The organism is Bacillus licheniformis DSM 13 = ATCC 14580, from assembly GCF_000011645.1.
Taxonomy (GTDB): Bacteria; Bacillota; Bacilli; order Bacillales; family Bacillaceae; genus Bacillus; species Bacillus licheniformis.
Genome location: NC_006270.3, coordinates 2,055,477 through 2,077,961 on the forward strand (window position 1 = coordinate 2,055,477; position 22,485 = coordinate 2,077,961).

19 protein-coding genes and 1 pseudogene are annotated in these 22,485 nt (G+C 43.2%); 2 read left to right on the forward strand and 18 right to left on the reverse strand.

Going from position 1 to position 22,485, the window contains the following annotated elements; all coding sequences use genetic code 11:
* Positions 1–81: 81 nt before the first annotated feature.
* The 10 genes from TRNA_RS31945 to TRNA_RS31990 form a co-directional block, all read right to left on the reverse strand.
* Positions 82–2,025: a BglG family transcription antiterminator gene (locus tag TRNA_RS31945; protein ID WP_003182388.1), complete on the reverse strand. Its 1,944-nt coding sequence runs from the start codon at positions 2,023–2,025 to the stop codon at positions 82–84.
* Positions 2,026–2,330: 305 nt separating this feature from the next.
* Positions 2,331–2,987, reverse strand: a complete 657-nt coding sequence (locus TRNA_RS31950) for an ABC-2 transporter permease (protein WP_003182390.1) — start codon at positions 2,985–2,987, stop codon at positions 2,331–2,333.
* Entirely contained in the window at positions 2,971–3,840 is an 870-nt protein-coding gene (locus TRNA_RS31955) for an ABC transporter ATP-binding protein (RefSeq protein ID WP_196757926.1), read from the reverse strand. Before TRNA_RS31955 ends, TRNA_RS31950 begins: the two co-directional genes overlap by 17 nt.
* An 11-nt stretch (positions 3,841–3,851) precedes the next feature.
* Positions 3,852–4,226, reverse strand: a complete 375-nt coding sequence (locus TRNA_RS31960; RefSeq protein WP_003182395.1) for a GntR family transcriptional regulator — start codon at positions 4,224–4,226, stop codon at positions 3,852–3,854.
* Positions 4,227–4,515: 289 nt separating this feature from the next.
* Entirely contained in the window at positions 4,516–5,367 is an 852-nt protein-coding gene (locus tag TRNA_RS31965) for an SDR family oxidoreductase (RefSeq protein WP_009328139.1), read from the reverse strand.
* Positions 5,368–5,404: 37 nt separating this feature from the next.
* A complete protein-coding gene (gene uxuA, locus TRNA_RS31970) occupies positions 5,405–6,475 on the reverse strand; it encodes a mannonate dehydratase (RefSeq protein ID WP_003182399.1) in 1,071 nt (356 codons plus the stop codon).
* Between the two features lie 244 nt (positions 6,476–6,719).
* The gene (locus TRNA_RS31975) at positions 6,720–9,128 is read right to left on the reverse strand and encodes a glycoside hydrolase family 31 protein (RefSeq protein WP_003182402.1); all 2,409 of its coding nucleotides are present in this window, start codon (positions 9,126–9,128) and stop codon (positions 6,720–6,722) included.
* 19 nt (positions 9,129–9,147) lie between these two features.
* On the reverse strand, positions 9,148–10,443 hold the full coding sequence (locus TRNA_RS31980) for a TRAP transporter large permease (protein ID WP_003182404.1): 1,296 nt from the start codon (positions 10,441–10,443) through the stop codon (positions 9,148–9,150).
* Positions 10,444–10,481: 38 nt separating this feature from the next.
* Positions 10,482–10,997: a TRAP transporter small permease gene (locus tag TRNA_RS31985; RefSeq protein WP_003182406.1), complete on the reverse strand. Its 516-nt coding sequence runs from the start codon at positions 10,995–10,997 to the stop codon at positions 10,482–10,484.
* Between the two features lie 55 nt (positions 10,998–11,052).
* Positions 11,053–12,054 carry a TRAP transporter substrate-binding protein gene (locus tag TRNA_RS31990; RefSeq protein ID WP_011198026.1) on the reverse strand — a complete coding sequence of 334 codons (1,002 nt, stop codon included), beginning with the start codon at positions 12,052–12,054 and terminating at the stop codon, positions 11,053–11,055.
* Between the two features lie 458 nt (positions 12,055–12,512).
* Here TRNA_RS31990 and TRNA_RS31995 point away from each other — a divergent pair, with 458 nt between their 5' ends.
* On the forward strand, positions 12,513–13,523 hold the full coding sequence (locus tag TRNA_RS31995) for a LacI family DNA-binding transcriptional regulator (protein WP_003182409.1): 1,011 nt from the start codon (positions 12,513–12,515) through the stop codon (positions 13,521–13,523).
* Positions 13,524–13,737: 214 nt separating this feature from the next.
* Here TRNA_RS31995 and arsC read toward each other — a convergent pair whose 3' ends face one another.
* The 4 genes from arsC to TRNA_RS32020 all read right to left on the reverse strand — a co-directional run bounded on the left by arsC (position 13,738) and on the right by TRNA_RS32020 (position 17,028).
* On the reverse strand, positions 13,738–14,157 hold the full coding sequence (gene arsC / locus TRNA_RS32000; protein ID WP_003182412.1) for an arsenate reductase (thioredoxin): 420 nt from the start codon (positions 14,155–14,157) through the stop codon (positions 13,738–13,740).
* Positions 14,158–14,179: 22 nt separating this feature from the next.
* A complete protein-coding gene (locus TRNA_RS32005) occupies positions 14,180–15,475 on the reverse strand; it encodes an arsenical efflux pump membrane protein ArsB (protein WP_003182413.1) in 1,296 nt (431 codons plus the stop codon).
* Between the two features lie 123 nt (positions 15,476–15,598).
* Complete coding sequence (locus TRNA_RS32010) at positions 15,599–15,946, reverse strand: ArsR/SmtB family transcription factor (protein ID WP_003182415.1); 348 nt, start codon at positions 15,944–15,946, stop codon at positions 15,599–15,601.
* Positions 15,947–16,434: 488 nt separating this feature from the next.
* The gene (locus tag TRNA_RS32020) at positions 16,435–17,028 is read right to left on the reverse strand and encodes a YdeI/OmpD-associated family protein (protein ID WP_003182416.1); all 594 of its coding nucleotides are present in this window, start codon (positions 17,026–17,028) and stop codon (positions 16,435–16,437) included.
* 91 nt (positions 17,029–17,119) lie between these two features.
* On the opposite strand from TRNA_RS32020, the gene TRNA_RS32025 reads away from it, so the two are divergent.
* Positions 17,120–17,875 carry an endonuclease/exonuclease/phosphatase family protein gene (locus TRNA_RS32025; protein ID WP_003182420.1) on the forward strand — a complete coding sequence of 252 codons (756 nt, stop codon included), beginning with the start codon at positions 17,120–17,122 and terminating at the stop codon, positions 17,873–17,875.
* A gap of 222 nt (positions 17,876–18,097) precedes the next feature.
* On the opposite strand, the gene TRNA_RS32030 is transcribed toward TRNA_RS32025, so the two are convergent.
* The 4 genes and pseudogenes from TRNA_RS32030 to pflA form a co-directional block, all read right to left on the reverse strand.
* The gene (locus TRNA_RS32030) at positions 18,098–18,955 is read right to left on the reverse strand and encodes a RhaT/GlcU family sugar-proton symporter (protein WP_003182422.1); all 858 of its coding nucleotides are present in this window, start codon (positions 18,953–18,955) and stop codon (positions 18,098–18,100) included.
* A gap of 145 nt (positions 18,956–19,100) precedes the next feature.
* A pseudogene (locus TRNA_RS32035) lies at positions 19,101–20,234 on the reverse strand (glycoside hydrolase family 10 protein); the annotation flags it as partial.
* Positions 20,235–20,362: 128 nt separating this feature from the next.
* Positions 20,363–21,565 (reverse strand): DHH family phosphoesterase, encoded by a 1,203-nt coding sequence (locus TRNA_RS32040; protein WP_003182427.1) that lies wholly within the window; start codon positions 21,563–21,565, stop codon positions 20,363–20,365.
* A gap of 154 nt (positions 21,566–21,719) precedes the next feature.
* The gene (gene pflA / locus TRNA_RS32045; protein ID WP_003182430.1) at positions 21,720–22,478 is read right to left on the reverse strand and encodes a pyruvate formate-lyase-activating protein; all 759 of its coding nucleotides are present in this window, start codon (positions 22,476–22,478) and stop codon (positions 21,720–21,722) included.
* Positions 22,479–22,485: the final 7 nt, after the last annotated feature.

The following is a 22,485-nucleotide window of genomic DNA, read 5'->3' on the forward strand; positions in this document are numbered from 1 at the left end:
TTTTTTCAGTTGGGCGGCACGGTGGAAATGAAGTGATAAAGGCCTTCTAATTGAATTTTGATAAAGGTCAGCGCCCCGCTTTTAATAATCCAAATAAGATAAGAACTTCATCACATTTGTTTCTTTCGTCAGCTTTTGGATGAAGGCCGGCTGCTCGCTTAAGCTGGACAGCTCTTGGAACAATTGTTTTGTCATGTTTTGATCCTCATGTTTGACAGCCAGCATAAAGACGAGCGATACTTTTTCAGAGCCCCAGTCAAGCGGCTCCTTTAATGTGGCGATCGCAATGGCTGATTGTTTAATCAATTTGGCGTTCGCGTGGGGAATCGCGATGCCCGCTCCGATGTTTGTCGCCGACATTTTCTCTCTCAAGACGGCGTGTACGGCATATTCTTTTTCCACATAGCCTTTCTCGTATAAAGCGATTGCCAGCTGTTCAATCAGCTTGTAGCGGTGTTCTGACTCTTGCTGCAAGAAAACGAGAAAAGGAGTCGTGTCGTTCAGCACTTTAAACGTTTTTTGTTTTTGGCGGGTCGATTCACCGAGCTGATCCATAAAGTCGCTGAGCTTTTTCTCATCAGCCGACTCGAGCAGCGGTGATACAACAATATGAGGAATTGATAAATCCTCCAGGCTGACCGTTGATATGACAAGCTCGATATCTTTATATCTTGCAGTATAGTCCGCCAAATCTGCTTTCGCGATGCAGTCCATCACGGCAATTTGGTGGAATTTCCGTTCGATTTTTGTCCGCAGCAGCTGTGACATTCCGATGCCCATATGACAAACGATGATCGCTTTTTTATGCTTGTCTTTTCCATAGCTGAAGCGCTCGATCGCCGCTTGGAAATGCAATGTCAGATAGGCGGCTTCTTCCTCGGGAATCGAAAGTGAAAACGTTTGGTTGATGTCTTCAAGAGCATCAATGACAATATGAAACAGATAAGGGTACATTTTTTTGATATCATTGAGCATCGGATTTGATACGGAAAGGTCATAGCTCAGCCGGTTTAAAACGGTATTAAGGTGAACTTTCAATCCATTGATCAAAACCCGGTCCTCGCGGAAATCCATCATTTTCAACTCTGATACGCGATTGATTAAATATTCGACAACCTTTGGAAGCAAAGGGTTTTCCAGTCCGCTGTCCCCTTCTTTTCCAAATGGGTAGCGAACTTTTCCGCCTAATATATGCAATGTTAAATAGACGGCCTCTTCTTCAGGAAAGCGGATCGCAAAAACAGCTTCCAGCCGTTTTAAACAGGCAAACGTCCACTGAAATTCTTTTTTCTTTTTGACTGCATCGATTTCCCCCGGCGAAATGGTGATCGGCTGTTTCATTTTGATGCGGCGGATCATCAGCAATGTATGCAACAGTAAATTTTCGAACGTTTCATCAGTGAAATATAAAGAATGCCGCCTTTGCAATGATCTGATCTCACTTTTAACAAATTCCACTTCATGGCTTAAAAATTTACTTTTAATAAATCGGCTTGTAAACTCCGGGTTGTCAATCAACTCCGAGATGCGCGCCAGCGCTTTTCTCTTATTTTTTTCACTTCCTTCGATCTTTAAACCGAGGCGCTGCTTGGATACCAGTGTGAGGCCAAACCGCTTCAGCCAAACGTCAATTTTATTCAAATCCCTTTTGATGGAAGACTTATTCAAGAAATGCTCGGCAGCCATTTCTTTTGCAGAAACCGGCTTTGGATTCATTAATAGCTGATAAGCGATTTGCAGCATTCTTTCTTCATCGGGTAGCTGCTGTGCGGCGTGATGTTCGGTATATAATTGCCGGCTTAAACGGACTCTTTCTTGATCTTCAATATTCAAATAAACGCCCAATCCCGGTTTGCGAATTAATTGAGCATCAGAATGCTGATTGAGATAGTCTTCAATCGTTTTCAGATCATTTCTGATCGTTTTTTCAGAACACTTTACCCTGTCTGCGAAATCTTGTACGACTAAATAGTCATCAGGTTCAGATAACAACAGATTCAGAATGTCTTTTTGCCTCGTATTCATATCTCTCTCACCTGTTTTTCTATCCTTCCCGTCAGTTTCACTTAAAAGAAATGTTAGTATAAGTATACTATATACGTAACCGTTTACATTATACAGTGAAATAAAAGGGCCAAAAGTTTCGTTTTTTACCGAAACTTCCGGAAAAAATGCTTTTAATCAACTCGGAAATTTTTCTTTTATAGGAATTTTTTATAATAGATGATAGTGAGGGGAAAGAGAAAAGCAGACGGCAGAATGAAAACAGCCGCACGGTTCTGAGCAACGGAAAAAGGATCAACGGTGCTGCTCCCGCCGATCCTTAAACATTAAAATTCTCTTTTATTATAAAAGCTGAGCGATATCGCGTATGAAACGGAGATCATCACGAGCAGTACACCAACCAAAAGGATGAATGTACCCGCATTTGACATTCCGCTCAGAAAAGCCGTTAATTTTTGGCTCAATGCAAGGTTCTCGTCCGCGTCTATAAATTTAAAAAAGGCTGTTCCTCCAAAAATAATGAAGAAAAATATGAGGATATTCGCCATTTTGGACTTCAAATAGCCGTACTTAAAAATCAGCGGAAATGAGATCGAGCTAAATAAAGTGACAGCCACAACAGCACCCATCGCTCCTGAAAATGTCAATGGGAAATCAAGCGGCAAGTGCAGCAAATGTCCGACCGCATTGATCAAAGAATAGAAGAGAATGGCATAAGCCGCATAGACATAAACCGATACATATTTCGATAATACGATGATGTTTCTTTTAATAGGCAAGCTGATCAGGATTTTGTCACTGTTGTTTTTGTCTTCCAAGGAGCTTGCGCCTAATGCCAGCTGGTACGTGACAGCCAATACAGCGACCGTATATCCGACAAGCTCAAGCTGCGACAATGTAAAAGTGAAAAAAATCATCAATAACAGCGATAGCTTCATTGCCCTTTTCTGCATTAAAATATCTTTTTTAATTAGATGATACACGATGATCACTCCTGCCGGTTGAAAATACCAAAATATCTTCCAAAGTGGGTTTTTCTATCATGACGGAATCCCCGAAATGCTGAACGACTTCCCGCTTATCTCTGGAGAGCGCTTCAAAACCATAGCGGTTTTTCTTGATGCCGATTAAGGCGTCTTCGTTCCCTTTGCGCAGCGTATCGAGGTCTCCTTTCACAATGCAGTACTCCTCCAACAGCTCATCCTTTGTCTTGCTCAGCACGAGCCGGCCGTTATGAATGAAAGTAATATAGTCCGCTACTTTTTCTAAATCAGAGGTAATATGCGTCGAAAAGAAAATCGACTTGTTCTCGTCCTGCAGCAATGTTTGCAGCACGTCGAGGAGCTCGGACCTGACAAGCGGATCCAGTCCTGATGTCGGTTCATCCATGATCAATAATTCGGCATGATGGGAAAGCGCGACCGCCAATGAGAATTTCATCTTCATCCCTTTTGACAAGTTTTTGATCTGTTTGTTTAAAGGGAGCTGGAAGTCTTTTGCGTACCGCTGAAAAACAGCTTCGTCCCACTTTTTGTAAAACGGTCTGATGATTCCTTTCATTTCGTTTGGTGTCAGTTCTTCGTAAAAATGATTTTCATCGTATACAAAGCCGATTCTCTGCTTGATTTCGATATTGTGTTTTTCATTGTCGAGACCGAAAATGCTGATGTTCCCTTCGTCTTTTTTGATCAGGTTCATGATCAGCTTGATGGTCGTGCTTTTTCCGGCTCCGTTCGGGCCGATAAAACCCATAATATAACCTTTCTCAAGCGAGAAGTTGATGTTTTTTAAAGAGAAATCTTGATAGTGTTTTGTTACATTCTTTAATTCCAGTATGCTGGTCACTTTTACCACTCCTCATAAACCAGTTTGAGCATCTCTTGGAGTTCTTCGTATGTAAAGCCGATTTGTTTCGCTTCAGTAACGGCTTCTGCTATGTGTTCTTCGATTAATTTGACTTTTGTTTCCCGCAGCATGTCCTTGTTAATGGCTGCGACATACGAGCCCTTTCCCGCGACTGTGACGATAAACCCTTCTCTCTCCAGCTCGTCATAGGCTCTTTTTGTTGTAATTACGCTGATTTTAAGCTCTTTGGCCAGGTTTCTGATCGACGGGAGCGCCTCTGACTCTGAGAGTTCTCCCTTGACGATTTGATCTTTTAATTGGTTGACGATCTGCAAATAAATCGGTTCATCAGATGAATTTGAAATGATGATATTCAAAGCATGACATCCCTCTATTCGTTATAACTGTATATATACAATATAAACAGTTATAACACTGTTGTCAAACCATCACAAAACAATGCATATTATTTGCGATGGTTTTGTATTACGTAGCAGCAGAAAACCTCCTGTTTCCAGCATGGCAGATCATACAAAAATGTTGTTTATCTTCTTGTTTGTAAAACGGAAAAGTTGAAATAATAAATCCCAATTTCTCAATGTGACACAGAGAAATTGGGATTTTTATCAGTGTTGAAAATCAGCTTTTTGGAGCTAACCCCGTTAGTTATACTCCAGAATAGGCGGAGAATCCTCCATCGACCGGTATGATGGTTCCAGTGACAAATCGCGAGGCTTTATCGCTTACCAACCATAATAACGTTCCGATTAGATCTTCCGGAACCCCAAATCTATCCAACGGCGTCTGGTTGATAATTTTTTGTGCTCGCTCCGTATATGTTCCGTCTTCATTGAGCAATAGGCTCCTATTTTGGGCGGTAAGAAAAAAGCCTGGGGCAATGGCATTGACACGAATTCCGACTTTTGACATATGCACAGCAAGCCATTGTGTAAAGTTACTGACGGCCGCTTTTGCACCGCTGTAGGCGGGAATTTTCGTCAGCGGCGTATAGGCGTTCATGGATGAGATGTTAACGATCACATTTCCGTCGTGATCAGCCATGTCTTTTGCAAATACTTGAGTGGTTAACAGTGTACCAAGAAAGTTTAAATCCAATACAGACCTTACACCCTCTATTTCTAAATCAAAAAACGTAGTCAATTCTTTAGTATTCAAGTCTTTTTTATATAAATATTCTTTATCTGTTGTTCCCATTGGATGATTGCCGCCTGCTCCGTTAATGAGGATATTGCATCTGCCGAATGTTCTGTTAATGAGTTGTTTCGCTTGTTCAAGGCTTTGTTTATCAAGGACGTTTGCTGTAACGGCAAGTGCTTCGCCTCCGTTTTCTTGGATATCTCTCGCTACTCTGTCTGCCGATTCAGCTCTTCGGCTGACTACTGCTACTTTTGCACCGCATTGAGCTAATGCTTTAGCGAAACCGCTGCATAAGATGCCGCTTCCACCTGTCACTACAGCCACCTTATCTTTCAAGTTGACATGAAAAGGAATCTGCACATTTATCCCTCGTCTCTGCATTTTAGTTAGTGCTTGTTCATTTATTGCATTCTAAGGCTATCCGCTTCTTTTCTTTCGTCAATGTTTCCCACATTCCATTTAAATACACTGCACCAAGCGCCCGGTCATATAAACCATAACCCGGTTTTCCGGTCTCTCCCCAAATCATCCTTCCATGATCCGGTCTGGCTGGTCCGGCAAAATCTATATCTCTTAATGCTCTTACGATTTCATACATATCTAAAGAACCGTCTTCTGAACGGTGGGAGGATTCTTGAAATGACTTTTCCCCGATGATCTTAATGTTTCTCAGGTGCACAAAGTTAACTTTTCCTTTTTTTCCGAAATAACGAATCAATTCCGGAATATCATTTGTTGACTTCACACCCAGTGACCCGCTGCATAAACACAAACCGTTAAAGGAGCTGTCATAGAGATGAATCAATCGCTCCAAATTCTCTTTGTTCGTTATGATTCGAGGCAGTCCAAAGATAGGCCATGGCGGATCATCCGGGTGAATCGCCATTTTGACTTGTTCATTTTCTGCCGCCGGTATAACCGCTTTAATAAAATACGAAAGATTTTCCCATAAATCCTCTTCCGTCATGTGCTGATATTGTTGAAAAAGATTCTTTAGCTGTCCATCTTCATAGCTTGTGTCCCAACCGGGAAGTTTTAGTTCACCATGTAATGGATTCATTTGTCTAACTTTTTCTTCTTCATAAATTAATGCTGTAGAACCGTCTTCTAGTGCATAGTCTAAAGAAGAACGGGTCCAGTCAAAGACCGGCATGAAATTATAACAAACGATTTTAACACCGGCTTTTGCCAAGTTGCGTATCGTCGTTTTATAGTTTTCAATATATTGATCTCTTGTCGGAAGACCTAATTTAATATCTTCATGGACAGGTACACTTTCAATGACACTTAACGATAAACCATGATTTTCAATTTTTTCTTTTAACTCTACAATTTTCTCATAAGGCCATGCTTCCCCTACAGGAATATCATAAATGGCCGAAACAATTCCAGTAACGCCGGGAATTTGGCGAATATACTCTAATGTGACCGGGTCGCTGTCTCCATACCATCGAAACGTCATTTGCATGGTTCCCCCATCCTCTTCCCTCTTATTATTTAACATTCGATATCATCATTTCGCATGAAATAACAATATATTGGAACGATTTTTTTCAAAGAATTTGCCGATTAGTATCCGCTTACATAAAATTTTCATGATCATGATTCATGTATCGTGCTCGATGACAAAATTCAGCTGGCCGGGATGTAACCGCGGACAAAGATTCCTGCTCGAATTAATGGAAACATCTTCATCATGTGGCCTTAATCTTTTAATCACACGGCAAACTGTAAGAAAACGCTCCGTTTTTGCTTTCCAGTTCTGTGCCATTTACGATCAGTTTTCTCTTTTCTCCATTTGGTACGTGAAAAGTGAGTTGATCATACGATAACTCGTATGTTCCTTCCTTTTGTATTGAAAGTTTGATCCCGTCTTCTGTTGTCTCCATATCGACATGTATAAAGGCAAATGTATGAGTATATTCATTTGTTAACCCATCATCTTCATACAAACGATAAGTCGATTTTCCTTTTCCTTTGAATGGGAATAACAAAAATCCTCTTTCATCTTGGTTCTTTGTTTGGAATGTCACTTTTGCATCATTTACCGGAACGATCGCTCCCGCTTTCGCTAATAGCGGAGTATAATGTAATGGTGCCGGCAGAACGACTGTCTTCCCTCCTTCATACCATGTTCCCGTATGGAAATCATACCAGCCTTTTTCATGGTTCGGTAAATATACTTCCCGCTCCGTCATTCCTTTTTCGACGACAGATGCAACGAGCAAAGATTCACCAAGTATAAATTCATCGTTCTCTTCAAATGTTTTCTCATCATGTTCAAAATCATAAAATGTCGGTCGAATGATCGGCTGATAATGTTCGTGCGCCTCATATAGCGCGGTGTAAATGTAAGGGATGATCTTATGTCTAAACTTAATGAGTTCACGGATTTCATCGATTGTTTCTGGAAACATCCATGGTTCATTAACTGTCCCGTCATCGTTCCACGAATGAATGGTAAATCTCGGATGCATGATACCGTTTTGCACCCATCTTACGAATAGCTCCGGTTCAGGGGCCAGTCCTGAAAATCCGCCGACATCATGGCCGAAATTGTAAATGCCTGATAAACTTAAACCGATGCCAGTTTTAATATTAAATTTTAATGTTTTCCAGCTTGTTCGGTTGTCACCGGTCCAAGTTTGTGCATAACGGTGCATGCCGGGACAGCCGGATCTTGAGATCAGGTACGGGCGTAATTCCGGGTTGTATTCTAGCTGCGCCTCGAAAGACGCTTTCATCATCAAAAGCGGGTGAAGCGCTCGGATCAGTTCAAATTCCACTTCTTTGCCGAAGCCGTGACACTTGGCATTTTGACTCCATATTTCAAATTCGTTATTATCGTTCCAAGTTGAATCAATTCCGTATTCCAACAGCTTTTCTGTTACTTGAGCCTTCCACCAGTCGAACGTTTGGCGCTTCGTGAAGTCTAAATAAGCTCCGATATCATCCCAAAATTGGGCCATTTCCGGTTTTTGTGTTTCTCTGTTTACAATGAACATGTCTTTTTCTTGTAGTTCATCAAAGTACGGATGATCCTTTAGCAAACACGGTTTAATGTTGGCGCATAAACGGACGCCCTTCTCATGGAAGTGTTGCACCATCTCTTTTGGAGCAGGAATTTTGATCTCATCCCAGTTAAAGACATAACGTTTATCACCGATAGATGTGTATCCTGACGATAACTGAAACGAATCGCATAACATATCATGTTCTTCACAAAGACGAACGAAATTTTTTAATTGTTCTTGTGCATTTGGCGCATCGGTATAGCTCATCGTAGAGCCTGAATAGCCCAGGCTCCATTTTGGCGGCAAGATCGTTTTGCCTGTCAGCCAAGAGAATGTTTCGACTACATCTTTTATTTTCGGACCGGCTATGAAGTAGTAGTCTAAATCCCCCTTTTCGGCCTGATAATAGCGGTACAGTCCATGATAGTTATCAAGCTCTGAACCCATATCAAAAATGGAAGCTGATAGATTATCATAGAACATTCCATAGGAGATGCCTGTTTTCTTATGACGTGTAATATAGAATGGGATATGTTTGTATAGCGGATCTGACCGCTCTGCGTCGTACCCCATCGCGTCGATATTTAACATCCGGTAGCGTTTCCCGTGTTTATCGACGTTTCCCGTTTTCTCGCCAAATCCAAAATATTGTTCCTGGACATCGCGTTGTAAATAATGGTACACGCCCTTTCCAAAAGCCCCTTCAAAATTATACCCTTGTGTTTGCCGATCGTTTGCAACATTGATCCATTCAGAACCATTGTGATAAAACCAGCTGATCCTAAAGCCGTTCAATTGAACATGAAGCTTGACCTTGCCGGTTTTCACGATAAAAACATCTTTGACTTGCTGGAATTCGTATTGAGGCAATGTAAATCCGCTCATGTCTAAACGATGGCGTCCCTCCCATGGCACATCGATCTGTCCAGGCGCGACACTCCACGTTTTTTCAAGCGTTAACGCTTCTCCCTCCGTCAGCAAAATCCGAATTATATCTTCTTCAAGAATGAATATTTTCGCATGTGCATGACCGTCATTCAAATGAAAATCCAGCACATTATTCTCTTCTTTCATAAATGTAAACATATAGGTTTCTTTAATTGACATTAAACAGACGCCTCCTGTCTTAAAGTCCAAATAATTGAGGCAACACTAAGCTGATTTGTGGAATGTAGGTAACAATTAAAAGGACGATCATGATCGCAGCATAAAATGGCAGAATCGGTTTAACCACTCGTTCAATATCAACTTTACCTATGCTGCATCCTACAAACAGAGCACTTCCTACAGGAGGAGTGATATTGCCGATACAAAGGTTAAATACGATCATAATTCCAAAATGCACGGGATCCATGCCAAAGCTTTCAACAATTGGCAGAAAGATTGGAGTGAAAATTAGTACAGCCGGAGTGATGTCCATAAATGTACCGATTATTAATAAGATGATATTCATCATCAGCAGGATCAAAATTGGGTTATCTGTAATCCCTAAAATTCCATTGCTGATTGCCGTCGGTATGCCTGTAAACGCCATGACCAATGACAGCATCGTTGATGTCCCAACCAAAAACATAATAACGGCTGTGATTTCTACCGTTTCCAGCAGCATTTTGGGGAGCTGTTTCCATTTCAATGTCCTATAAAAGAGCGACAACAATAAGGAATAAGCCACCGCTATTGCTGCTCCTTCAGTTGCTGTAAATACACCGGCGATAATACCCCCGATTACGATTACAATGAGCAACAGGCTTGGAATCGCATCGAGAAGCACTTTAAAACCTTGACTAATCGTAATCTTTGGCGCAACAGGGTATTTTTTCTTTTTTGCAATCATACAGGCGACAACCATCGTAGCCAGCCCCCACAAGATTCCCGGCAAATAGCCCGCCATAAATAAAGCGGCAACAGATGTTCCGCCGCTGACTAATGAGAAAATGATCAAAAGACCGCTAGGCGGAATAAGCAAACCAGTTGGTGCTGAAGCAATATTTACTGCGGCAGAGTAAGTCCGGTCATATCCTTCCTTTTCTTGAAGCGGCGACATGACCCCGCCGATTGCAGCAGCAGCAGCTACAGACGAACCGGAAATGGAACCGAATAACATGTTTCCGACAACATTTGTATGGGCCAGAGAACCGGGCAGCCTGCCGCTGATCAATTTTGCGAAGTTAATGAGCCGCATTGCAATACCGCCATTATTCATAATAATGCCTGATAAAATGAAGAACGGCACCGCTAATAAAGCAAAGCTGTCGATTCCAGTGACCATTTTTTGCGCCGAAGTGAAAATGGCAACATCAAAAGGAAAAATGGTAAGCATTGTTACAATGGATGCCGCCGCAATACTTACAGAAATCGGAACGCCGAGAAACAACAATATGAAGAATACCGCCGATAAAATGAGACCGGCTGCTATGGCCATATCATTTCACCTCTTTTTTAGTTTTCAAAAAGCCTCAGTCACATCTTTGCTGCTTTTTTTACATCATCACCTGACTTTTGTTTTGAATTGAATTCATGTAAAGATTCATATAAACCGGCCAAGCTGTATCCAATGATGAGTATGCCTGCAACAGGAAGTGATAGATAAACAAATCCCACCGGTATCCCTAATGCTGCTGAAGATTGCTCCATTGTGGTGATCACTGCTTTCGAACCTCCTAACACCAACACAATCAGAGCAAAAGCAATCAAAAGAATCTGAATGAAAGTATGAACGAAAACAGCTGCTTTTATTGGAAGTTTTCGAACGATAAATTCAATCGCCAAGTGCTTTTTTTTCCAAAATGCATAGGCACCGCCTAACATAGAAATCCATATCAGTGAATAGCGTAAAAATTCTTCTGAAAACGTACTGGGAGAATTCAGTACATAGCGCGTAAATACTTGCCATATCGCAACCAAAACCATGATGGCCATTAGTGTGCAAGTCAAACATTCAATCGTTTTATTCACTGCTTTTTTTAAAGCTAGCATATACACCCCTCCCTTATCGAAAAATATTCGAGTCGCTCATTCATCCAGAGTCATTTTACTTTTTTAGCTTTCGAATTTCCCTATAGTATTTTCCGATCAATTCTTTTTTGGCAAACTCATCATGAAGCGGGCTTACCGCATCCCGGAATGGAGTCTTGTCTGGCTTGTGGAACTTCACTCCCATTTCCTTTGCTTTCTCAACCGCATTTTCAGTTTCTTCAGCCCAAACGATTTTGTGATACTCAGTAGACTCTTTCGCCGCTTCGATCACCGCATTCTGCTGTTCTTCGCTTAATTGATCCTTTTTGTCCAAATTCATGATCAAAATATCCGGAACGATTGCATGTTCTGAGTATGAATATTCTTTTGCCACCTCCCCGTGATTGCTGCTTGTTAAAGCCATTTCGTTGTTTTCGGTGCCATCGATTACACTTGACTGCAATGCTGTATATACTTCTCCATAAGCCATTGGAGTAGGTGCTCCACCCATGAGTTCCACCATTCGAATCGCTGTAGCACTCGGCTGCACCCGAATTTTTAAACCTTTAAGGTCATTTGGGTGCATAATCGGTTTGTTCTTTGTGTAAAAGTTCCGTAATCCCGCATCATAGTAGGTTAATCCAATAAACCCTATGTTTTTCGTTGTATCATACATTTCTTTTGCAATATCACTGTCCATGGCTTCATAGAAATGATGTTTGCTGTCAAATAAATAAGGCAAGCTGAAGATGGAGTAGACCTCTGAAAAACTTTCTAAAGCGCTTGCACTTACTTTAGCCAGATCGACAGCCCCGGTCTGTGTCAATTCAATCACTTCACGTTCTGAACCGAGCTGAGCATTTGGATACACTTGCACTTTAACGGTGCCATTGGTTTTCTTTTCTACGTCTTTTGAAAATTTGAGTAAAGACTTGTGGATGGGGTGTTCCTCATTATGGTTGTGAGCAAGCCGTAACGTTACGGTTTTATCGACGCCTATTACATCGCTGCTTTTACACCCCGTAAGCATTCCAAAGATTAAAGCGCATACAAAAAACACGGATAGCATATTTCTCATGAACTACCCTCCTTGAATCTCATAACCGTTGCTTTCTAACCAATGATTGATTGCGATTCATGTTTTCTTTCATCGCCATATTTTTTTGGTAGCGTTTACAATTCCGCTCGAATAGTGAACGAATATGTGAAATTTTTGCATTGTATGTTTCGGTTTATCCCCTGAATCCCGTTTCCAATTATGTTCTGTAACAATTTGTGTAATATTTTAGTGCATTAGATGATCGTTTTTCTCACACATCTCCTCCTTTACGATAAGTTTAACAACGTTGTTAAAAATAAACGTTGCTTCATCATCCGAAAAATTCTTTAACAACGTTGTTATTTTCTTCGGAAGATGTATATGATTGTTATTTTATGATGTATCATTTATAATAACAACGTTGTTATTTATTATCATAAAATTATTTTTGAAAATTTGCAATATTATATTTTTAAAGATGTTTTGGAGGGTCCAAAATGACTGTAACCATTAAAGACATCGCCAATGCTTCCGGAGTAAGCTATTCAACAGTCTCAAAGGCTTTAAGAAACAGCCCTCTTGTAAAACCGGATACAAAGAAAAAGGTCTTGCAAGTTGCCGAACAATTAGGGTATAGTCCGAATTTTGCAGCGAGAAGCTTGGCATCTAAAAAAAGTCAAACGATCGGTCTTGTCTGGCCTACCATTGAAAGAATCGCTTTATCAGCACTTGTTACTAAAATAAATGAAGTGGTCGAAAAGAACAACTATTCAATGATTTTATCTGTTAACAGAGCTAAAGAGGCAGTGGATTTGTTTAAGAGTTTTCGCGTGGATGGAATTATGATTTTTGAAGAAGGCGGCGAAACTCAGCTTAGTGATGATACTGGCTTAACTATTCCTATCTTATCTTACGGAGTGTCAGGTGAACATACACATCCTATTATCGATGTCAATCATAAAAAAGCAATTTACAAAGCCGTTGCGTATCTGTATCAACTTGGCCACAAAAACATTAGCTACGTCGGCGACCTCTCCCCTGCCGACAAGCGTCAGGTTGAAAAAAGCAAAGGGTTTGAAGAGGTTATGATGGAAGCCGGTTTGAAATTAAGTCGAAACAGTATTTTAAATACTAATGGGTTAAGCTGGTATAACGGTTATACCGCTGCGAAAAAACTATTACAACAAACCCCAAAACCTACAGCAATCATTAGCGGAAGCTACGATATCAGTGTAGGGATTTTACGAGCCGTAAAGGAACAACAGCTCAGTATACCCGAAGACCTATCTTTAATTTCTTATGATAATATCCCTCAAATGGCAAGCCTTGAAACCCCGCTGACGAGCGTAGGGGTTCCAATCGATCAATTGGCTCACAAAATGGTCGATTCTCTGCTGTCTCTTATTCGCGAGCCGGGCTCAATACCATTAACTCAAAAAATGGACCCTGAATTAAACGTAAGAATGTCATGCGCTTCTCCAGCAGTTTTAGGTGAAGAAAACAAGTAACATTTAAGACGAGTTTTTCAGGTCATCTTTTCTTTTAAAAGCTGATGGCAATGGATTTTACAGAATTCCTCGGTACATTGATTTCTGAATTTTTACATGAACGGCCGCATGCCTTAGGGTACGTTCTTTCTTTATAGAAAATATATGTTGCAGACGTGTTTTTATATGTTTCTAATAAATGCAAAGCTCAGGTATTGTTACCTGAGCTTTGCATTTATTCTCCTGTCTCCGCAAATCGCTTGATCCGCTCTCCAATTTCATCGCGTACACGCTGAAAGAATGCCCATTTTTCTTCTTCTGTCCCTTCTGCTTTGGCGGGATCGTCAAAACCCCAATGCTCGCGCTTGACGTGCGGCGGTGTCATCGGGCATTTATCAGCCGCGTCCCCGCACAGCGTAATGACGAGGTCTGCGTTGTGTAAGATATCGGGATCAATGATATCGGACGTCTGCTCAGAAATATCGATGCCTGCTTCTCGCATGGCTTTGACTGCGTTCGGGTTTAAACCGTGCGCTTCAATCCCTGCACTGTAGACGTTCCACTCGTCTCCGAGATGTTTCTTCGCCCAGCCTTCAGCCATTTGGCTGCGGCAGGAGTTGCCTGTGCATAAAAAATAGATGGTCTTTTTTGACATTGGTCATCGTCTCCTATCATGTTTAATGGATGATCAGCAGCCACACATAAAGTCCGGCAAGCGTGATGAACAGGGTTGGAATGGTCAAAATGACACCTGTTTTAAAATAGGTTCCCCAAGAAATCTTTACGCCTTTCAGTGAAAGGACGTGAAGCCACAAGAGCGTCGCCAGGGAGCCGATCGGCGTGATTTTCGGACCGAGATCAGAGCCGATGACATTGGCGTAAATCAGCGCTTCTCTGAGAATCCCGTGTGTATCGGTATTCTGAATCGCAAGCGCATCAATCATCACCGTCGGCATATTGTTCATTAATGAAGACAGGATGGCTGCGATAAAGCCCATTCCCATTGTTCCGGCAAACAGCCCTTGATCGCTGACGGTCTGGATGACCTGTGAGAGAACATCTGTTAAGCCGGCGTTTCTCAAACCGTATACCACGACATACATCCCGATTGAGAAGAAAACGATCGCCCAAGGCGCTCCCTTCAGCACTTTCTTCGTTTGCACCGCGGGGCTGTTTTTCGCTGTAATTAAGAAAATGACGGCGATCACGCCCGCGATGATCGAGACAGGGATCGAGAACAGCTCGCTGATAAAGTAACCGGCCAACAGAACGGCTAATATGAGCCATGACAAGCGGAATATTTTCCTGTCTCTAATCGCTTCCGCTGGCTGTTTTACATTTGTCATGTCATAATGCCGCGGAATGCTTTTTCTGAAAAACAAAAAAAGCACGATGATGCTTGCAATAAGCGAAAACAGGTTTGGAACAATCATTCTTGTTGCATATTCGATAAATCCGATGTTGAAAAAGTCTGCTGAGACAATATTGACAAGGTTGCTGACAACAAGCGGCAGCGATGTTGTATCCGCGATAAATCCGCTTGCGATAATAAAAGGAAAAACGAGCTTTTCTTGAAAATTTAACGCGCGTACCATGGCAAGCACAATCGGCGTCAAAATTAAAGCAGCTCCGTCATTGGCAAACAGCGCGGCTACTACGGCTCCCAGCAGGGTGACATAGACAAACATCCGAATGCCGTTTCCTTTAGCTGCCTTGGCCATGTGCAGGGCGGCCCACTCGAAAAATCCGATTTCATCAAGGATCAGGGAGATAATGATGATCGCAACAAATGCCAAAGTCGCATTCCATACGATTCCCGTTACGTCTAATACATCCTGAAAATTGACGACTCCGGCAATTAAAGCCAGCACCGCTCCTCCGCAGGCCGACCAGCCGATGGATAGATTTTTCGGCTGCCAAATCACGAGCGTGAGCGTCAGCAGAAAAATCAAAGTGGCTAAGACTGTCGTCATCGCGTGTACGCCTCCTTCATAGGTTTCCTCTCCGGACACATCTTATAATAAAATTGTTATATAAGTCAATGCTTATATTCGGAATGCAAATGAAAAAGAGGGAACAGTCCACCCTCTTCTGTTTTAACTGCACGAAACGGGTCTTTCTTTTCTTTTAACGGTTTGAAGAACCTCGTCGTGTGCATCGATCTGATTGAGAACGGCAAGGACCAATTCGCGTTCCGGAAAGTCGTCATGAAGCGAATAAAAACGCCATTGTTCCCTTCTCTGTTCCTTGATCATATTTGCGCTTTTCAGCTTTCGCAAATGCTGGCTGATTGCGGGCTGGCTTGTTTCAAACATATCGACAAGCTGGCAGACGCAATATGGTTTCTCCTGAAGCAGTTTCAGAATTAAGAGTCGGGTAGAATCGCTCAATATCTTCATGCAGCTCACCGTGCTTTTCGAATCAAGCTTTGTTTGTACGGACATGACATTCCTCCAATATCAGGCGTTTTGCAGACGTTATGTTGCATCCATTATATAAATGTCCTTTTATATAATCAAGCGGTGATCATCAAGGCGCGGAACTCGTGACAACATCGATTGTCACTGTGAAACACGCTAAAATGATTGACACTAGAGTTGAGGCAAAAATCGGCGTGTCACTGCGTTTTTGCGGCCGGACAAATAAAGGATGAGGCCCATGAGGATCGAACAGCCCCAAATGAAAAATCCGGTTTCTGTAGCAAGCAGTTCCCAATGAAAAAGCCAGACATGAAGGATTCCCAAATGATAATGACCAAAGACAATGAAATATACGTATGTACGTTTTGCAATAGGTTCCTTCAAATTATCATCATACTAGAACAGTAAAGCCTCCGAGGACTCGGAAGCTTTTTTATTCTCACTCATCATTTCGCCGCTTCTTCGGCATGATTATGATTCGCATCTCCCATGAAAGGTAGTTGCGTAATATACTAGTCATTCAATCCCTTTCCATCGAGAATTTGCTGAGTATATTTTTCAATCCGCGACTCTCTGGTTTTGGATTGTTTTGGTTTGGAAAAATAAAGAATATATGCTCTTTGCCGGCCCGGCGTCAATGCTTCAAAAGCCGCTTTTAAAGCTGGGATTTCAGCGAATTTTTTTTGAAGTTCTTCTGGAATTGTATATTCTGCAGCCTGTTTAAAATCCACTTGCAGGCCGGCTTTTTCTACATCAATGGCCTCATTTATATAAGCTTTCAAAATGGTCTCCATTTCAGCTATTTCTTGTACATTGGTGAATCGAACCTGCCGCGCGGCTTGTACATTCTCCGTTTGCTGGATAAGAATCCCGTTGGGGTCCTTTAACAATGCGCCTTTATGAAACAAAAGCGCACAATATTCCTTAAATCCATGGATTAAAACGATGTTTTTATTCTCGAACGTATAACAAGGATGCTTCCACTTGAAATCTTCGTTCAGCTCACATTCAAGTACGATTTGACGGAGCTTCTTAAATTCTTCCTTCCACTTTTCGGCTTTGCTTAAAAATTCATCAACCTTTGGATTCGTTCTGCTATTTGTCATAAGGACCACCCCTCTTTATTTCATAATGTCATTTTAACCTAAACTTGCTCTGCCGACAGCTGAAATATTTTAAGCGTTACGGAGATACAATATGCTTAGCAAAAGAAGAGGCGGGATGATTATGAAATTTAGCATCATGACGTTTAATATCCATCATGGAAAAGGAAGGGACCGCCGCGTTGATTTAGGTAGAACAGCCGGTGTGATCGCTCAAAGCGGCTGCGACATCATCGGCCTGAATGAAGTGGATCGGCATTTCTCAAATAGAAGCGATTACGAAGACCAAATCGGCCGGCTTGCAGAACAATTGAACATGCACTATGCGTACTGCCCCTCCCTTTCATTGAGTTCCGGCGATTCTTCTGAGAAAAGGCAATACGGGAACGCTCTATTAACGCGTTTTCCGATTAAGAAAGAACGGCATCATTCATTCAATTTTGTCAAAGGGCTGATCGAAGGAAGGTCTCTTCTTGAGGCTGATGTCCGGATCGGTGACCGGCTCTTTCGCGTTTTTGTTACGCATTTGAGCCTGAATCCGTGGCTTCACGGCAAGCAGACGGATTTTTTAATCGAGAAGGTTCAAGAGAGCGATCTGCCTGTGATCGTCACGGGAGACTTTAATATGAAACCTTATTCACGGGGATGGAAAAAGGTCGCGGAAAAACTGGCCGACCTGTGGGATGAAAGTCAATACGGACAGGGGTTCACCCACCCTTCCCACCGCCCGAGACGGCGGTTGGACTACATCTTTCTCAGTCCGTCTTTTCATGTGTCAGCGGCTGAAATTGTCGCCGTTGATCCGAACGCTTCCGACCATCTGCCGCTTAAGGGCAGCATCACATATTAAAGGACGGCTTTAGAAGCCGTCCTCAGCGTGTCGACAAACCCTCGCATTCGTTGTCAGGCCTGCGCGTCGGTGCTCACGAATTCCAACATTCGCTCCGCTCCAATGCTCGGCCTTCCTAGACTGCAAGGGTTTTCAATCACGCTGAAAGGATGACAAAATCCCAAAACTAAAAGTCGTTTTGGGATTTTGTCAACAATCTGATGACGGCTTTAGAAGCCGTCCTTAAGCTTTTGCGATGCCCAGCAAAACGCCGGCTGCGACGATCAGTATGATGCCGATGGCGATACCGATCAGCTGCCGCTTTGTTTTCTTTTCGCCGAGCAGAATAATGCCGCCGAGCGTTGAGATGACGATCCCCATCTGTGATAGCGAAAAACTGGTCGCTACGCCGACCCGCGGCTGGGAGATGAATAAAAACATGTTTCCCGCTGCCCAGATTAAACCAGGAATGATATTTTTGATGACGTAAAAATTAAACGGCTTATGCCTGAATGTCAAGATCAAACCGCCGGCAACCATGCCGACAGCCTGAGGAAAAAGAGCCGCCCAGCCGCTGACATCAAAAAGCCGGACGACGACGACATACACGAGATAGCCGAATGTTGAAATCAGCAAAATCACGATTCCTTTTTTCATGTCGCCGGTTTTTTCCTCTGTTTTTTGGCTGCGGTCTTCCAGCGATGTCAGCACGATTCCCACGATGATAAAAATCAGCGCCAGAACGCCGAGAACGATCGAGATTGTCGTCGCCCACTCATGGAAAACAAGCACCCCAAACAGAGAAGTGGATACGAGCTGAAGCCCTGTTGAGATCGGCATCGTTTTAGACACGCCGATCAGATCGATGCTTTTCAGCTGATTGGTCTGGCCGAGCGCCCAAAATAGTCCGGAAACGACGCCGACGGCAAATATCCGGGGGGATAATTCAGGCTGGACGACGAAGTAGATTCCGATTGAAAAAATTAAAGCGCCGAATGTTGTGCCGAGCACCTGGCTGTACGGTCCGCCCCCAAGCTTTACATTAAAGAGCACGATGCTTCCCCAGAAAATCGCTGGTAAAATCGCTAAGAAAATGTCCATTTGATTTAAACCTTTCTTTCCTTGTTTTTATCTATTAAGGTGCACTATCGATGCGATTTTTAACACAAAAAATCCATTTTGAACAACGTTCAAAATGGATTGGTACTGTTACCGCAAAATATCAGTTTTCACTGTTTACGCTGCCAAGCCAAGGCATATCGGGAACAGCTGCCGGTTTTTTGTACAAGTCCTGGATCAGTCTGTCTTTAATGCCGAGCGGATTCCGGTTTAAATCTTTCAGGCTGAAATGGATGCTTCCCATCACATTTGAGGCGCGGTTTAATGCGATCTGCCGCGGATATTCTTCAGGGTCTGACCAGGCGGGATCTGAGTTTTGATTGATTTTATAGGCTGCTTGTCCAATGTATAAATGAACGGGGCGATGGCTGACTTCATTTTTCCACCAGTCCACTAAGATGTCGTAGGAAGCTGGGGCAAAGCCGATGCTCCAGTAGATTTGCGGGGCGATGTAATCGATGTATCCCTGTCTGATCCATTCCCTCGTGTCAGCGTAAAGGTCGTCATAGTTTGTCATTCCGGCGGCTGTATTCGATCCCGTCGGATCATCTGCTATATTTCGCCATACACCAAAGGGGCTGATTCCAAATTTGACTGAGGCCCTCTCTTTTTTGACGGCATCATTGATTTGTTTGACAAGCTGGTTGACGTTGTCCCTTCGCCAATCTTCAATATTTGAAAAACGGTCTTTTCCATATTGTTCATATGTGCTCAAGTCGGGAAATTCGACTCCCGCAATTTTATACGGATAAAAATAGTCATCCATATGAACGGCGTCGACCGGGTAATTCTTGACGACTTCCGCTATGCCTTGGACAATGAATTCCTGGGCCTCAGGGATGCCGGGATTGTAATACAGCTGTCTGCCGTAGGCAACGACCCAGTCGGGGTGCGTTCTGGCCGGGTGATCCTGTGACAGCCTGTTCAAATCGGTATGATTCATCGTGATCCGATAAGGGTTGAACCATGCATGAAATTCAAGCTTTCTCCGGTGGGTTTCTTCGAGCAAAAATGCCAGCGGATCGTATCCAGGGTCTTTTCCTTGAATCCCTGTTAAGTATTCCGACCACGGCCCGTATGCGGAAGGATAAAAAGCATCCGCCGCCGGCTTAATTTGAACGACGACCGCGTTCATCCCCATTGCTGTCACATCATCCAAAAGCTTCACATACTCCGTTTTTTGCTCTTCGATTGTCAGTCCTTTTTTTGAAGGCCAGTCAATATTTGTGACGGTGGCGATCCACACTGCCCGGAATTCTTTAGTTTCGCAGCCTGCGCTCTTTTCTTTCATGAACATCTCCCCTTTTGGAAAAATCAGAACTTTCTGTTATTATATGCCGGATGTTCTTTTTTGTATATGAAAAAACAGGCCAAGACATGTCGCTGTCTTTAGCCTGTCGTTTGAATCGCCAGTTTCACCTGCTGCATCAAATATTGGACAAATGCTTCATCCCTCGCGAGCCATGCAGCGTAATTTCTTTTAATGAACCGCTCTGCCTCTTCGAATGAAGTGAATGTCTCATGCTGAGCCACGCCGTTTAATTGAATGTTCCAGCCATTTGCGCTAGGAAAGAGAAAAAACTGGTCCTCGTCCCTGTTGACATAAAGGCTGCCGTAGTCGGACTTTTTTACATTATAGACGTTTTTAAAGGCATCTGCTCTCAAGGGCTCCAGCGGAAACGGTTCAGTTACATACAGCTTGAACGCTTCATCTGTCAGCGGGCACCCCGCTGCCTTGGCATGGCCGCCTCCGCCGAACGTGCCGGCGATTTCTGATACATCTGTTTCATCATGGATGGTGCGAAGGCTCACTTTTTTGCCGCCCATATTTAAGATGGCGATATAGTCTAGGTGCGGATACGTTTTCCCGAGTTCGTTCCCCACCTCTGAATGATAGGATTCGGCATGCACGATGCCGACGCAGTGCGCATTAATGAAGGTTTGAACGATTTCCCGCCGTTTCCTGCGGATATACCGTTCAATTTTTTCTTCTTCCATATCCAAGATTTTTTCTTCGAATTCATCAAATGAAAACGCGTCGCTTTCTTTAAGGCGCCGGATCATTTTTTCCTCAAATTCGTCGATGGATACCATAAAAAACAGGTCATTCAGGCGTTTCGCTTCGAGAGCGCCCGTCTGTTCCCATTCCCATGTATCATAGAGGCGTACGAGTTCGACGAACTGATCCATCGCTTTTGTCTCTCGAATGTGGCCGTTGTCTATTAAGTATTCATAGAAAAGAGAAGTCGCTGAAGCGAGCCTGCCATCCTCATATTGAACTTTTATCATGCCCCAAGGGCGTTCATTCAAATGAAGCGCAGTTTTATGGTGGTCGATCAGTTTGACCTTTCCCCCCGCTTCCGCATATTGGTCCAGCCTTTCCTCATTTTCTTGATGAACGGACAAGTCCGTGATAAACAGGCCTTCATGCTGTTTTTCTTTGCCTTTTGTCCGCTCCAAAAAACGCCCGACTTGCATGTCGAGTCCGGTGACCGAATTGTAGCGGACCTCGACCCGTTCGCCAAAAGCCACTTTTGCGAGAATTCCGCAGCCGACTCCGTCCAAGTCGTTGTGAGTATACAAATGATACATGCTTCCCGCCCACCTTGCTGTTTTATTGTCGGCCTGCCGCAGCAGGCGCATCTTTCTCATCTTACTATTGTAAAGAAACGGATTTTTTATACAGTTGTGAGGTAAGACAAAAAGGACAGCTTCTTGTTAGAAAAAGTCTGTCCGGCAAAAGCGTTTATGTCTCTTGCAGCAAGGATCCGCCTTGCAAGTGTGCGGTGAGCAGTCTGTACGCATTTTCGGCCCTGTCGGCACTTGGCGGTTCAACCCCTTTTAACGGATAATCCAGGCCAAGCGCTTCCCATTTGTAGACGCCGAGCTTGTGATAAGGAAGAACCTCCACCTTCTGAACGTTCGCAAGCGTGCCGATAAACGTGCCGAGGGCCGTTAAATCGGCATCGATATCGGAGATCCCCGGAACCAGTACGTGGCGGATCCAGACGGGAACTTGATGTTCAGCGAGAAACCGGGCAAATTCTAAAATGTGGTCATTCGGCATTCCTGTCAGGTTGATATGTTTTTTTCTGTTGTGATGCTTGAGGTCAAGCAAAACAAGGTCTGTATACTGGATCAGTTCTTTGATCTGCTCTTGAAATGCCGGCGCAGCCGAATAGCATCCGCCGGACGAATCGAGTGCCGTGTGAATGCCGAGGCTTTTGCATGCTTTGAACAGCTCGATTAAAAACGGCAGTTGTAAAAGCGGCTCGCCTCCGCTCACGGTGATGCCTCCGCCCGATGATTGAATAAACGGGAGATAATGCTGGACATCCTGAACGATTTCGGAAACCGTCATTTGTTTTCCGGTTCCGATTTCCCAAGTATCAGCATTATGGCAAAATTGACAGCGCATCAGGCAGCCTTGTGTGAAGACGACATACCTGATGCCTGGACCGTCAACGGTGCCGAATGTTTCGATCGAATGAATATTTCCATCCATGGAGATC